Annotated in this window: 14 protein-coding genes and 1 tRNA gene; 9 read left to right on the forward strand and 6 right to left on the reverse strand. The window is 68.6% G+C overall.

Features of this window, described 5'->3' with window-relative positions:
• Positions 1-155: 155 nt before the first annotated feature.
• Positions 156-1,091 carry an aldo/keto reductase gene (locus tag MNQ99_RS10590; protein WP_127512562.1) on the forward strand — a complete coding sequence of 312 codons (936 nt, stop codon included), beginning with the start codon at positions 156-158 and terminating at the stop codon, positions 1,089-1,091.
• A gap of 47 nt (positions 1,092-1,138) precedes the next feature.
• On the opposite strand, the gene MNQ99_RS10595 is transcribed toward MNQ99_RS10590, so the two are convergent.
• Complete coding sequence (locus MNQ99_RS10595; protein WP_127512561.1) at positions 1,139-1,417, reverse strand: hypothetical protein; 279 nt, start codon at positions 1,415-1,417, stop codon at positions 1,139-1,141.
• Between the two features lie 52 nt (positions 1,418-1,469).
• Between MNQ99_RS10595 and MNQ99_RS10600 the strand changes: the two genes are divergently transcribed.
• On the forward strand, positions 1,470-1,703 hold the full coding sequence (locus MNQ99_RS10600; protein ID WP_127512560.1) for a DUF5703 family protein: 234 nt from the start codon (positions 1,470-1,472) through the stop codon (positions 1,701-1,703).
• A 41-nt stretch (positions 1,704-1,744) separates the two neighbouring features.
• Here MNQ99_RS10600 and MNQ99_RS10605 read toward each other — a convergent pair whose 3' ends face one another.
• Entirely contained in the window at positions 1,745-2,902 is a 1,158-nt protein-coding gene (locus MNQ99_RS10605; protein WP_127512559.1) for an acyl-CoA dehydrogenase family protein, read from the reverse strand.
• 31 nt (positions 2,903-2,933) lie between these two features.
• Positions 2,934-4,238 (reverse strand): M20/M25/M40 family metallo-hydrolase, encoded by a 1,305-nt coding sequence (locus MNQ99_RS10610; protein ID WP_241912923.1) that lies wholly within the window; start codon positions 4,236-4,238, stop codon positions 2,934-2,936.
• A 242-nt stretch (positions 4,239-4,480) separates the two neighbouring features.
• On the opposite strand from MNQ99_RS10610, the gene MNQ99_RS10615 reads away from it, so the two are divergent.
• Positions 4,481-4,564: transfer RNA gene (locus tag MNQ99_RS10615), tRNA-Leu, on the forward strand.
• Between the two features lie 75 nt (positions 4,565-4,639).
• Here the strand turns inward: MNQ99_RS10615 and MNQ99_RS10620 are convergent.
• Complete coding sequence (locus MNQ99_RS10620; protein ID WP_241912924.1) at positions 4,640-5,269, reverse strand: DNA alkylation repair protein; 630 nt, start codon at positions 5,267-5,269, stop codon at positions 4,640-4,642.
• A gap of 110 nt (positions 5,270-5,379) precedes the next feature.
• On the opposite strand from MNQ99_RS10620, the gene MNQ99_RS10625 reads away from it, so the two are divergent.
• Positions 5,380-5,931 carry a flavin reductase family protein gene (locus tag MNQ99_RS10625; RefSeq protein ID WP_241912925.1) on the forward strand — a complete coding sequence of 184 codons (552 nt, stop codon included), beginning with the start codon at positions 5,380-5,382 and terminating at the stop codon, positions 5,929-5,931.
• 44 nt (positions 5,932-5,975) lie between these two features.
• Here the strand turns inward: MNQ99_RS10625 and MNQ99_RS10630 are convergent, their stop codons facing one another.
• Positions 5,976-6,482, reverse strand: coding sequence for a hypothetical protein (locus MNQ99_RS10630; RefSeq protein WP_241912926.1), 507 nt, complete (start codon positions 6,480-6,482; stop codon positions 5,976-5,978).
• A gap of 130 nt (positions 6,483-6,612) precedes the next feature.
• Between MNQ99_RS10630 and MNQ99_RS10635 the strand changes: the two genes are divergently transcribed.
• The 5 genes from MNQ99_RS10635 to MNQ99_RS10655 all read left to right on the forward strand — a co-directional run bounded on the left by MNQ99_RS10635 (position 6,613) and on the right by MNQ99_RS10655 (position 11,687).
• Complete coding sequence (locus tag MNQ99_RS10635) at positions 6,613-7,788, forward strand: type III polyketide synthase (protein WP_241912927.1); 1,176 nt, start codon at positions 6,613-6,615, stop codon at positions 7,786-7,788.
• A 15-nt stretch (positions 7,789-7,803) separates the two neighbouring features.
• Positions 7,804-8,529: a class I SAM-dependent methyltransferase gene (locus MNQ99_RS10640; RefSeq protein ID WP_277883540.1), complete on the forward strand. Its 726-nt coding sequence runs from the start codon at positions 7,804-7,806 to the stop codon at positions 8,527-8,529.
• The gene (locus MNQ99_RS10645; protein ID WP_241912928.1) at positions 8,522-9,790 is read left to right on the forward strand and encodes an FAD-dependent oxidoreductase; all 1,269 of its coding nucleotides are present in this window, start codon (positions 8,522-8,524) and stop codon (positions 9,788-9,790) included. The genes MNQ99_RS10640 and MNQ99_RS10645 overlap by 8 nt, the downstream gene beginning before the upstream one ends.
• Positions 9,791-9,912: 122 nt before the next feature.
• Entirely contained in the window at positions 9,913-11,145 is a 1,233-nt protein-coding gene (gene mshA / locus MNQ99_RS10650; protein WP_241912929.1) for a D-inositol-3-phosphate glycosyltransferase, read from the forward strand.
• A 29-nt stretch (positions 11,146-11,174) separates the two neighbouring features.
• Positions 11,175-11,687 (forward strand): GNAT family N-acetyltransferase, encoded by a 513-nt coding sequence (locus MNQ99_RS10655; RefSeq protein ID WP_241912930.1) that lies wholly within the window; start codon positions 11,175-11,177, stop codon positions 11,685-11,687.
• 10 nt (positions 11,688-11,697) lie between these two features.
• Here MNQ99_RS10655 and MNQ99_RS10660 read toward each other — a convergent pair whose 3' ends face one another.
• The gene (locus tag MNQ99_RS10660; RefSeq protein ID WP_241912931.1) at positions 11,698-12,927 is read right to left on the reverse strand and encodes a kynureninase; all 1,230 of its coding nucleotides are present in this window, start codon (positions 12,925-12,927) and stop codon (positions 11,698-11,700) included.
• Positions 12,928-12,967 lie beyond the last annotated feature (40 nt).

Raw genomic sequence — 12,967 nt, forward strand, 5'->3', positions numbered from 1 at the left:
CGCGGGCCCCGGAAACGGAACCAGACACAGTCCCCCGGGCGAAGTTCCGCCCGCGGTATGAGGACGGGTGTCCCCGCCCGGTGCAGGCGGATCGGGGGCACGGCGTCGGCGGGCCGCTGCCAAGGGCACGGCGCCGCAGGCCATAAGCTGGCTGTATGGAGCACAAGCGCTTGGGTAACAGCGGGCTGAAGGTCCCGCAGCTGTCGCTGGGAACGATGACCTGGGGCGAGGAGACGGACGAGGAGGGCGCCGGCGCCATGCTGCGCGCCTATCTCGACGCCGGCGGCTCGCTGCTGGACACCGCCGCGCCGTACGCCGAGGGCCGGAGCGAGGCCATGCTCGGCGCGTTCCTGGGCGAACTGGTCCCCCGGCAGGAAGTGCTGGTGGTTTCCAAGGCCGGCGTGACCCGCAGCGAGGGCCGGCGCGAGGTGGACACTTCCCGCGGCGCCATGCTGCGCAGCCTCGACGCCAGCTTGGCCCGGCTGGGCACCGACTACCTGGATCTGTGGCTGGTCCACCTCTGGGACGATGCCTCGGCTCCGCTGGAAGAAACCCTGTCCGCGCTCGAACACGCCGTTTCCTCCGGCCGTGCGCGCTATGTTGGCGTGTCCAACTATTCCGGTTGGCAGCTGGCCCGGGCGGTCTCGGTCAGCCCGGTTCCGCTGGTCGCGGTGCAGAACGAGTACTCGCTGCTGCAGCGCCGACCAGAAGCTGAAGTGATTCCGGCCGCCACCGCGCTGGGCCCGGGTGTGATGGCGTGGTCGCCGTTGGGACGCGGCGTCTTGACCGGTAAATACCGCACCGGTACACCGGCCGACTCACGGGCCGCCTCGGAGCAGCATGCTGGCTTCGTGGAGCCGTATCTGTCCGGCCGGCCGGCCCGGATTGTGGACGCGCTGGCTACGGCGGCCCGCGGCCTGGACGTCCAGCCGCTGGATCTGGCCCTGAGTTGGGTGCTGCAGCGGCCCGCCGTCGGCACCGCCGTGGTGGGACCGCGAACGCCGGCGCAGCTGGATGAGATCCTCAAGGCTCCGCTGGATGCTTTGCCTGCCGAGATTGCCCACGTGCTGGACGAAATTTCCGCGCCCTGAACTATACGCCGCATCAACGCCGGCGCCCTGATCCCGGCGCGCCGGCCCTACTTTTCTTCGATTTCCAGATCGTCGTCGAACGGGTCCACCACGTCGTCGGGGTCGTCCATGTCGTCGTCGTCCGACTCATCGTAAATGACCAGCGGCGTCACTTCGCCGTAAGCATCGTAGAGCGCGTCCTCATACGTCTCGAAGGATTCCATAATGGACGAGAAGGCTGCTTCCACGGCAGGATCGTCTTCACCCCGGCGGCTCGATGCGGCGGCCAGATGTTCCTGCAGCGCGGAAACCAGGGACTCCAGTGCGACACGCGGATCAATGCTCATGATGTAGACGTTAGCCGCAATGTGGAGAATAAGTGAATAGAACAGGAGGGCAATGAGAGAACAATTTCTGGGTGCCGCTGTCACCCGCGAACGCGACTACGCCCGGCAGTACGAATACCTGGTCCTCACTGTCAGCAAAGGCGAATCCGTCGGGGAAGCACGCCGGGTGCTGACCGATCACGCCGAGTACGGCAAATGGGACCTGGTGCGCACCCGCCTGTATCTGGGCGGCGGCCGCAAGTACTGGCTTCGCCGCCGGGTGCTCAGGGTCGAACGCACCGCCTGAACCCCGCCAGGCGGTGCGCCGCGCTGCATGAACCGTCCGCTTCAGTCGTCCAACGGCCCCAACCAGGCCGTGGCGATGGTGCTGTGCGCCGACTCGTCGTCCGACGGGTGGTACAGCCCGGCCAACACGTCGCGGTACAGCCGCTCGAGCTCCCCGCCGCGGAAGTATCCGCCGCCGCCGGAGACGCGGACGGCCTTCTCCACCACGTCCTTGGCAGTTTCGGTGGCCCTGATTTTGATGCCCGCCAGTTTGGCGAACCATAGCTTGCCGTGGTCGGCCAGTGTGTCCACGTCGCGGGCAATGGACGCCAGCTGCGGGTACAGCCCGTCCATCGCCAGTGCGGCATCGGCCACCCGCCAGCGGATGTCCGGATCCTGCGCGTAGCTCTTGCCCGTTTTCAGGGAACGACGGCGGTGCACGGCTTCCGCTGCCAGGTCCAGGGCACGGGTGCCGATCCCCGCATACACGGACGAAAGCAGGATTTCGAAGCACGCGAAGATGCCGAAGATCAAGGCATCCGGGTTGGGGCCCACCGGCAGCTTCCGGAAGATCCGGTCCGGCGCCGCAACCGCGCCTTCCAGCACGGTGGTATTGGACTGGCTGGCGCGCATTCCCAGCGTGTTCCAGTCGTCCTTGATCCGGTAGCCCGGCTTATCGCGGTCGATGAACGCCCACACCAGCTGCGGTTCCACGCCGGAGTCGTCCCGGCCAAAGATGCCCAGCCGGGTCCAGGCCGGAGACAGGCTGGTGAAGACCTTCGTCCCGGTGAATTCATAGCCGCCGTCCTCGCGGGGCGCCGCCACCGTGCGCGAGTCGAACAGGACCTGGTCGTTGCCGGCCTCGGAAACGCCGAAGCCGAAGACCTCGCCGCGGCCCGCCTCGGCCAGGACATAGTCCAGCGTGTTGTCGCCGCGGGCTTGGAGCACGCGGGCGACGCCGGTCCACACCAAGTGCATGTTGACCGCCAACGCCGTGGCCGGAGCCGCGCCGGCCAGCCGCATCTGCGCCCTGACCGCCTCCTCCAGCGAGTAGCCCAGGCCCCCGTCTGCTTCCGGCACGAACATTTTCAGGTAGCCGGCCTCGACCAGATCGGCGAAGTCCTCGTGGAAAAAGCTGTTCGCCTCGTCGTAGCCTGCGGCCCGTCCACGGATGGTTTCCAGCAGCGCGTCCGGGAGCAGTTCTTCAACACTGGCAGGCATGCCGGTGGTCCTTTCGTCGTACGTACAGAGATCAGTAGGTGGTGAGCAGCCGCTGCAGCACCCGGGTGCCGAACTTCAGCGATTCCACCGGCACCCGTTCGTCCACCCCATGGAACATGCCGGTGAAGTCCAGCTCTTCCGGCAGCCGCAGCGGTGCAAAGCCGTACCCGGTGATGCCCAGCCGGGCCAGCGACTTATTGTCGGTGCCGCCGGAGAGCGTGTACGGAAGCACCACCGCGTCCGGATCCTCGTGCTTCAGCGAGTCCACCATGGCATCCACCAGATTCCCGGCAAACGGTACTTCCAGCGACCTGTCCTGGTGCACGTAGCTCACGTCCACGCCCGGACCCGCGAGTTCGCGGATGGTGGCCAGCACCAATTCCTCCTGGCCCGGCAGTGTCCTGGCATCGATCCGCGCCTCGGCTAGGCCGGGAATCACGTTCTCCTTGTAACCGGCCTTGAGCACGGTGGGATTCGAGGTGTTCTGCAGGGTGGCGCCGACGAAGCGGGCCACCGTCCCCAGCTCCTTGAGCAGAATCTCCGGGTTGTCCGGGTCAAACTCGACCCCGGTCAGTTCGGTGACGCCGTCCAGGAACTGCCGGGTGGTATCCGTCAACTCGATGGGCCACCGATGTGATCCGATTCTCGCCACCGCGGCAGCCAGCGTCGTGACCGCGTTGTCGGTGTTGATCTGCGAACCGTGGCCGGCGCGGCCGGCGACGGCGAGCCGGAGCCAGGCAATTCCCTTCTCGGCGGTCTGCAGCAGATAGGCCCGCCGGCCGCCAATGGTGGCGGAGAAACCGCCCACTTCCGAGATCGCCTCGGTGGCCCCGTCGAAAAGCTCGGGCCGGTTCTCCACCGCCCAGCGTGCCCCGTAAGTGCCGCCGGCCTCTTCATCAGCGAAGAACGCGAAGATGATGTCCCGGCGGGGCTGGATGCCGCTGCGGGACATATGCCGCGCGACCGAGAGGATCATCGCGTCCATGTCCTTCATGTCCACGGCTCCCCGGCCCCAGATCAGCCCGTCCCGCTCCTCGCCGCTGAACGGGTCCACCTGCCAGTCGTCGGCCTGCGCCGGCACCACATCAAGATGGCCGTGCACCACCAGCGCCGGGGCCGAGGGGTCCGAGCCGGCCATCCGCGTCACGACGGAAGCCCGGCGTGGCGCGGACTCGAACACTTCGGTGGCCAGCCCGGCCTCTTCCAGCAGGCCCGCCGTATACTCGGCGGCCTGCCGCTCCCCCGGGCCCTCATTACCGCCGTAGTTGGAGGTGTCGATCCGGATCAGTTCCTGGCAGATCCGGACCACTTCATCGTGCGGGTTCGGTGCGGTCATGAAGGCTCCCTCGAAGTCGATGTCTGTCCCCCAGCCTATCCAGCAGAGGCGTCAGAGCCAGCAGCAGCGCCGAGTTGCGCCTCCGCAGCGTCCACGCCGGGTAACCGGCGTGCCGCCGGCACCGCCGGGCACGCCGTGTCCCGATTCAACAGTTCCGACAAAACATGTTAGAGTTTTTCTCGCTGCTTTCAACGGAATCAGTGCGCCCGAGGGCTCCTGATCATCGTTCGAAAACTCCACCTGCGCGGGTGGCGGAATGGTAGACGCGCTAGCTTGAGGTGCTAGTCCTCTTATTGAGGGTGAGGGTTCGAGTCCCTTCCTGCGCACAAAGAAAGCCCCGGGATTCCCGGGGCTTTTTTGTGTCCGCTGCCCGTTCCGTCATGAGCGGCGCAGTGGAGCCGCTAGCGGGACGGGACCCGCCCGGGAGCGTTTTTTGCCCATTCGGTGCACATCACGGCGACCGCCTCCTGGACAATCTCGCTGTCATCGTTCTCCGCCGCAGCACGTGTCCGGCGCAGCACCGCGTCCGCGTCTAGGCCGGCGGATCGTACTGCCCGCAGCGGAGCGAGGATGGCAGCCCGGCGCAGCCACGGGTCCGGCGCCCGTGCCCAGCGATCGAGGATCGACTCGGCCCGGGCGCGGGACTGGTCCGTCAGCCCCAGGATCAGAGGGCCCACGACGTCGACCGCGAGCGGATCCACGAGCGCCGTCGTTCGTGCGTCGCGCAGAAAACCTTCGATCCGGGTCAGGTCGGAGTTCCGCAAGAGACGCTGGTTCGACTGCAGCAGCACCACGGCGGCCAGGCGCAGTTCGAAGACCGGTTGCGTCCACAACTCGGAACTGAGTGCCGTGACCTGATCATGCGAAAGCGGCCGGAACTTCCGGCCGGCGTCGCGGATCGTGCCCCGCACCGCACCGACGGACGCGCCGTAGTAGCGCAAGCCATCGCCCGGTTCCTTCTCTGCCCGCGCCCGTTCCTCGCTGGCCTCCCGCTGCAGCGTGAAGTCGATGAACTCAGCCGCCTCACTCATCTGAAGATTCTTTCCTGCAGCGCCGGCGCTGTCGAGTCAGCGGTTGCCGCCGCAGTCCGTAGGTTGCCGGCGGCACGCGCTTCTGGGGGCCCGCATGCAAAGATGGCGGCATGGAACTGGACGGAGAACCGGCGGGCCATCGGCTTCGGCCGGACGCGCCGGACCAGCGGGACATCGACGTCTACCGCGCGTTGAGCGCGGACATCGCCTCGGGCGTCGCGGTGGTCTCGGCCCGGTGGCGGAACCGGGACTACGCGGCAACCGTCAGCGGATTTCTGTCCGTCTCCTATGACCCGCCCACCATGCTGGTCAGTCTCTTTGAGGAGTCCCGGATCTGCGACGCGGTGGCGAGCTCCGGGACGTGGGCGCTGAGCCTGCTGGCCGCCCGTCACCAGGGCACCGCGAACTGGCTGGCGAGCCCCGGCAACCCGGTGGAAGGCCTGCTCAACCAGGTTCCGTACCGGCGCGGCCCGGCCACCGGCGCTGCCGTGATCGGCGGAGCTCCGGCATGGTTCGAACTGAGGACCACCGCCGTGCATCCGGCGGCAACACATTTACTGATCGTCGGCGCGGTGCTGGCCATGGGCCGCGACGCTCCCGGTGCGGAGAGCGCCGATCCGTTGATCCACTTCGCTTCCTCCTACCAGCGTCTCGGCCGGTAGCCTGGCGGCGCGCCCCGTCGGTGCTGGCGGCCGGCGGAGCCGGGCTACGGCAGCGGCGGCGGCTCGGAAAAGCGCCCCTCCCAGACCGCCCGCGATCCGGACTCACCGGTCAGCACCACCGCCACCGTGGCGCCGGCACACACCCCCAGCACGACGACGACCAGCACCGCCGCGATGATGCGGTACCCGGCGCCGAGCCTGCGCCGCCAGGCGGCAGCCGCCGTCGTTCCATAGCGGAACCAGAGCCATACCCCCAGCGCCACGATGAACAGGCCGATCACCCAGGGCAGCATCATGTCGCCCAGGCGCATGTGTTCTACCGCCAGCGGCGTCTGGTCCATCCGCAGGAACAACCAGTGCCCGGCCTGTTGGGAGATCGGCACCAGTACCAAAGCCAGCAGCGCGATCAGAGGGGTGGCGATCCCCAACCTGCGCCGCGCTGCCGGCCAAACCAAGCTCAGCACAATGCACAGTGCGGTGAGTGGAATGAACACCACCGTCGCGTGGACCAGGAGCACGTGCAGCGGCAGCGCATTGACTTGGTAGTCCATCGGATTCCGCTCCTTAGGCTCCGGGCAGGGCCCTCATCCGGTAAGACGCGCGCGCCGGTGATGCGGTTCAGCCGGGCATTCTGGCGGCCGGTCCATTGTTTTCCGCGGCCGGCTGCCTTATGAATGGACTATGACGGTCACGCTGAGGTCCTTGGAAACCGCTGTTCCGGAGACGGTCCTGATCCAGTCCGAGGCGCGTGACGTGTTTGCCACGCAGCCCGGGCTGACGCGCTTGGGGCAGCGGCTGGTGACCACCTCGTTCGACCAGTCCGGCATTGACACGCGGCACGCCGCCGTCGACGAGCTCACCACGGCAAGGCGGGCCGAGAATCCGGTGTTCTTCGACGCCGGTTCCCGGCAGCTGCTCTCCCCCAGCACCAAGGTGCGCAACGATTTTTTCGCAGCCAAGGCCACCCCGCTGTTCATTGAAGCCGCCGGCAAGGCGCTGGCTGCCTGCGACGGGATTGGCCCCGAGGACATCACGCACCTAATCACCGTCTCCTGCACCGGCTTCTTCAATCCCGGCCCCGACTACAAGATCGTGCGTGCACTCGGACTCGACCCCTCCGTGCAGCGCTATCATCTGGGTTTCATGGGCTGCTATGCCGCCTTCCCGGCGCTCCGCGCGGCCAAGTTGTTTTGCGACGCCGATCCACAAGCCGTAGTCATGGTGGTTTCGGCAGAACTGTGCACGCTGCACGTGCGCACGTCCAACGACCCGGACACCATCGTTGGCTCCTCGCTGTTCGCGGACGGTGCCGCAGCCGCGATCATCACCGCCCGCGATCTGGAGGAGACCGGCCCCGCCATCCGGCTGGACCACTTTGAAACCATCCTCACCCCGGTGGGCGAAGAATCCATGGCCTGGAACATCGGCGACGAAGGCTTCGAGATGGTCCTCGGCACGTATGTTCCGCACATCATCGACGAACATATCGTCGGCGCACTGGAGCCGCTGCTGGCCCGTGAGCCGGCGCTGGCGGCCAAACCGTACCGCGACATAGAGCACTGGGCGATCCACCCGGGTGGACGGAGCATCCTGGACAAGGTGGAGGCCAAGCTCGCGCTGACCGAGGAACAACTGGTGCCGGCCCGCGAAACCCTCCGGCGCTACGGGAACATGTCCAGCGCCACGGTGATGTTCGTGCTCAAGCACATACTGGAGCAACCGCCGGGCGCGGCCGAGGAAAGGATCTGCTCCATGGCCTTCGGCCCGGGACTGACGGTGGAGACCGGACTGTTTACCAAGACCGTCCCGGCCGTCACGCTGCAGGCCCAGCACACCGCCGCCGCAGCCGCGGTCTAGCCGGAGCGGACCGCCGTGGCCCCCCACTCACCGGCGTACAGCAGGCAAACATTCCTCGCCACCCGCGCCACCGACGCGGTGGAGGAAATGGACAAACCCGACTGCGATCCCGCCATGCTCCGGCGCACCTATGCCCAGTTTCCGCTGATCAACCGGGCGGTCTCGGGCTGGCACGGCATCTACCGGCGGCTGCTCCGGCCCCGCCTGGCCGCCATCGAGCATCCCACCCTGCTGGATATTGGCTCCGGTGGCGGCGACGTGCCGGGGATGCTCACGCGTTGGGCTGCCCGCGACGGCCTGGGGTTGCGGATCACTGCGATCGACCCCGACCCCCGCGCGCACGACTTCGCCATCTCGCGGCCGCCACTGCCGGGACTGGAGTTCCGGCAGGCCTTCAGCTCGGAGCTGGTCGCCGAAGGGCATCGTTTCGACGCGGTGGTATCCAACCATCTGCTGCATCACCTGACCGCCGCGGAGCTGGCCGGACTGCTGGAGGACTCGCGCCGGCTGACGCGTTCCCTCGCAGTGCACAGCGATATCATCCGCAGCCGGCCGGCGTATCTGCTGTTCGCCGCCGGGACCCTGCCGTTCTTCCACCGATCCTTGATCCGCCGCGACGGCCTGACCTCCATCCGCCGCAGCTACACGCCGGCGGAGCTACGCGCCGCAGTACCGCCGGATTGGCAAGTGGTGCGGGATTCACGCTTCCGGCAGCTGCTGGTGCGAGGGACCGATGACTGATCAGCTGTCCCCGCGGCGCCGGACCGGTGTCCCTCGGGCCGAAGACAAGCTGCACGATGTCGCCGTCGTGGGTGGCGGCCCGGTGGGACTGCTGATGGCCCTCCTCCTGACCCGGCGCGGACTGGACGTGGCGGTGCTGGAGCAGCGGACGTCGCGCAGCATCCATTCCCGCGCGATCGGGATCCATCCGCCGGCCTTGGCCGTGCTCGACGATGCGGGCGTGGGTCCCGCGCTGCTGGCGGCAGGAGTCCGCATCCGCCGCGGCACGGCCCGCAGCCGCGGCCGTGAGGTCGCATCACTGTCCTTCGAGGCGGTCCCCGGCCGGCATCCTTACGTGCTGGCCGTACCGCAGGTGATCACCGAACAACTGCTGGAGGAGCAGCTGGAAGCGCTGCGTCCGGGTGCCCTGCAACGCGGCGTGCACGTCCACGGCGCGGACGACGACGGGGCAACCGTCACGCTGTCCTGCCGCGTGGGCGCGGGACCGGGATCCGGAACGCGCCCGGGAGCCGGACCGGAACGGGCAGCGGACCGGGACGCGGAGCATCCGGCCGGCCCGGACACGTCCACTGTCCGCGCCAGGCTGGTCGTGGCTGCCGATGGCGCGTATTCGGCGTTGCGCCGGCAACGCGGCGTCGCGGTACGGACGCGGACCTATCCGGACGCCTACCTGATGGGGGATTTCGCCGACACCACGCCGGACGGCAGCACCGCCGTGCTCTTTTTGGAGGCCGGTGGAATCGTCGAATCCTTTCCGCTGCCCGGCGGCACCCGGCGCTGGGTGGCCCGGATGCCCGGCGTGGTCAGTCATCCCACGGCCGCAGGCCTGGCCTCCCTCATCGCGCGGCGCACCGGCATAGGACCGGAACCGGAGAGCTGCACCATGCTCAGTGCCTTCTCGGTCAGTTCCAGGATGCCGCGCCGCCTGGTCGCGGGCCGGCTCGCGCTAATCGGGGACGCGGCACACCAAATCAGCCCGATCGGCGGGCAGGGCATGAACCTGGGCTGGCTGGACGCGGCGGCCTTGGCCCCGATCATGGCCGCGGCACTGCGGGGCGAGCCGACGGCGGCGGCGCTACGGCAGTTCGAAGCGGACCGGCACCGGGCTGCAGCCACCGCCACCTGGCAGGCCCACCTGAACATGGCGCTGGGACGGCCGCTGCCGCCGGCAATGCTCGCCGCCCGCAACCATGTGTTCGGCGCGCTGACCCACATCCCCGGGGCCCACGACGCGGTCGCGAACCGCTTCACCATGCACTGACTTGTCATCGAGCGGCTGCCACGGGTCCGGACGGCTACAGTTGCTGCTAGACAAAATCGGCAACAGGTCGGTTTTCCACGGCTGGAGACGTACCGGCCGGGCACACGGCACGGAGGTGGAGCATGGTCGGCGCGGACCGCATCGCCGTGCTGTCGTTGCATACGTCGCCGCTGGCCCGGCCCGGCGGAGGCGATGCCGGCGGCATGAACGTCTACGTCCGCGCGCTCGCGAGGGAACAGGCGGCCCTGGGTACCGCCGTCGACGTTTTCACCCGCTCCCAACATGACGGCCAGGAACCGGTGGAGCATCCCCGCGCCGGCGTTCGCGTGATCCACCTGGACGGCGCACCGGCCGACATCGTGGCCAAGGAGGAGGTGCCGCAGCGGCTGGCCGCATTGGAGGCGTCGCTGCGGCAGTTCACGCAGCAGGACGGTGCCAAATACGACGTGCTGCACTCGCACTACTGGCTCTCGGGTGCGGTGGGACTGCGCCTGCAGCGGGACTGGCAGATTCCGCTGGTGCATTCAATGCACACCATGGGGCTGGTCAAGAACCTTCACCTGCAGCCCGGCGAGGCACCGGAGCCGGAGTCCCGGGTCCGCGGCGAACAAGCCATTGCCTCCGGGGCTGGCCGGCTGATCGCCAACACGCTGACCGAGGCGTGCGAACTGGTGGACCTCTACGGCGCCGATGAGGGGACGGTGGACGTGATCCCGCCCGGCGTGGACCTGCGGACATTTCGTCCGGAGGGCCGGGTGCGGGACCGGGCGGCGGCCGGGCTAGGGCCGGATACCTTCCACCTGGTGTTCGCGGGCCGCATCCAGGCGCTCAAGGGGCCGCAAGTGCTGTTGGCCGCGGCAGCGGAACTTCGCCGGCAGCGGCCGGACGTCCGGCTGCGGATCTCCATCACCGGCGAGGCCAGCGGGGCCGCCGAGCTGGACCTGCCTGCCCTGGCCACGCAGCTGGGGCTGGACGACATCGTGGCGCTCTCGCCGCCCGTGGAGCCGGCCGAGCTGGCGGCCACCTTCCGCAGCGCCGATGTGGTGGCGGTTCCATCCTTCAGCGAATCGTTCGGGCTCGTGGCCCTGGAGGCGCAGGCATGCGGCACTCCAGTGGTCGCCACCAACGTGGGCGGGCTGCCGGTGGCGGTCAGCCACGGTCTCACCGGCCTGCTGGTGGATGGACACGACCCTGCCCGGTGGGCCGGTGCGCTGCGCGAACTGCACGACTATCCGGAATTCCGCCGGCGGCTGGGCGCGAATGCGGCCGTGCACGCCTCCTCCTTCGGCTGGGAGCAGACCGCTGCGCTGACGGCACACAGCTACCAGCTGGCGGTAGACCATTTCCGCCGGTGACGGCCTGCCCGCACCGCTAAGATTCATAGGTGCCAACTCCCGATTACCGCGTCCGCCGCGCCACCGGCGATGATGTTCCCGCAACCCTGGACATGAAGTTGGCTGCGTGGCGGGAAACCTACGCCACGCAGCGTCCCGCATCCTTCTTTGCCGCCGAAGCCGCCCGGCGGAAGCAGCAGATCGACTGGTGGGCACGCGGCTTGGCGGCCGGGGCAGAACTGTGGATCGCGGAGGATCCTTCCGGCCGGATCGTGGGTTGTGCCGGCGCCGGCCCCGCTCAGGACGACGACGGCGACGCCAACCTGCCGTTCGAACTGCAGATGCTCTACGTGCTGGAGCAGGCCCACGGCACCGGGCTGGGCGAGCGGCTGCTGGATGCCGCCATCGGCAGCAAGCCGGCGCTGCTGTGGGTCCTCGAGGACAGTCCCCGCGCCCGGGCGTTCTTCCACAAGCACGGGTTCGCTCCGGACGGGCGCCGCGAACCGCTGACCGGCCTGTGGGCCGGCCTGCACGAGATCCGGATGGTCCGCAGGGCCGGCTAAGCCCGTCTAGTCAGGCGCGTTCCAACTCGGCCCGGATCGCCGCGATCCCACGCCACACTTCCGCGAAGCTGGTGGACAGCGGCGAGAGCCCCAGCCGGATGCCGTCCGGTTCGCGGAAGTCCGGGATCACGCCCTGTTCCCAGAGCCGGACGGTGACGTGCTTGAAGGCCGGATGGTCGATGGTGACGTGCCCACCGCGTTCTGCCGCATCCAGCGGCGAGGCGATGGCGACGCCGAAATCGGCCAACGCCGCCTGCACGGCTTCGATGGCGAACTCGGTCAGGGCGACGGACTTGTCCCGGACGGCGGCCAGGCCTGCCTCGTCGATCAGCGCGATCATGTCTTGGATCGCGGTCATCCCGAGGATCGGTGGAGTCCCGGAGGCGAACCGGCGGATGCCGCCGGCGGGTTGGTACCCCTGGCCCATCTCGAAGGGCTCCGTACTGCCCAGCCAGCCCTGGATCGGCTGCTGGAAGTGCTGGTGCTCTGTCCGCACGTAGGCCCACGCGGGCGCACCCGGGCCACCGTTCAGGTACTTGTAGCTGCAGCCTGCGGCCAGGTCCACGCCCCACGCATCCAGTTCCACGGGAAGCACCCCCGCGGAATGGCACAGGTCCCACAAAACCAAGGCACCGGCGTCGTGCGCCGCTGTGGTGATGGAGGGAATGTCCGCAAGGTAGCCGGAGCGGTAGGCCACATGACTGAGCAAGACCAGCGCCGTGTCCGGCCCGACGGCGGCGCGCACCGCTTCCGCCGTGACTCCCCCGGCATGCGGCGGTTCGAGCCAGTCCAGCTCCAGGCCGCATTCGGCGGCAATGCCCTCCACGATGAAGCGGTCGGACGGAAAATTGTCCCGGTCCACCAGGATGCGCCGCCGGCCGGGACGGGCGGCAATCGCGGCACGGGCCAGCTTGTAGAGCAGCACGGTGGTGGAATCGGCCACCACGCACTGGCCCGGAGCGGCACCCAGCACCACCCGGCCCAATTCGTCGCCGATCCGCTCGGGCAGCGCCAGCCAGCCCTCGTCCCAGGCCCGGATCAGCCGGCCGCCCCACTGCTGCAGCATCAGGTCCCGGACCCGGTCCACGCTGGCGGCCAGCGGCCGGCCCAGCGAATTGCCATCCAGGTAGGCAGTGACAGATTCGTCGTCGTGGCCCACAAAACGGGAACGGTAAGCGGCCAGCGGGTCGGTGGCATCGAGCGTCCGGGCGCGGTCGGCTAGCTGAGCATCGGCGGTCATAGGGACAGCATAAGCGCGGCGGCGGTGGCCGGAACGACGG

It is taken from the genome of Arthrobacter sulfonylureivorans (assembly GCF_022637435.1).
In the GTDB taxonomy this organism is placed as follows: Bacteria; Actinomycetota; Actinomycetes; order Actinomycetales; family Micrococcaceae; genus Crystallibacter; species Crystallibacter sulfonylureivorans.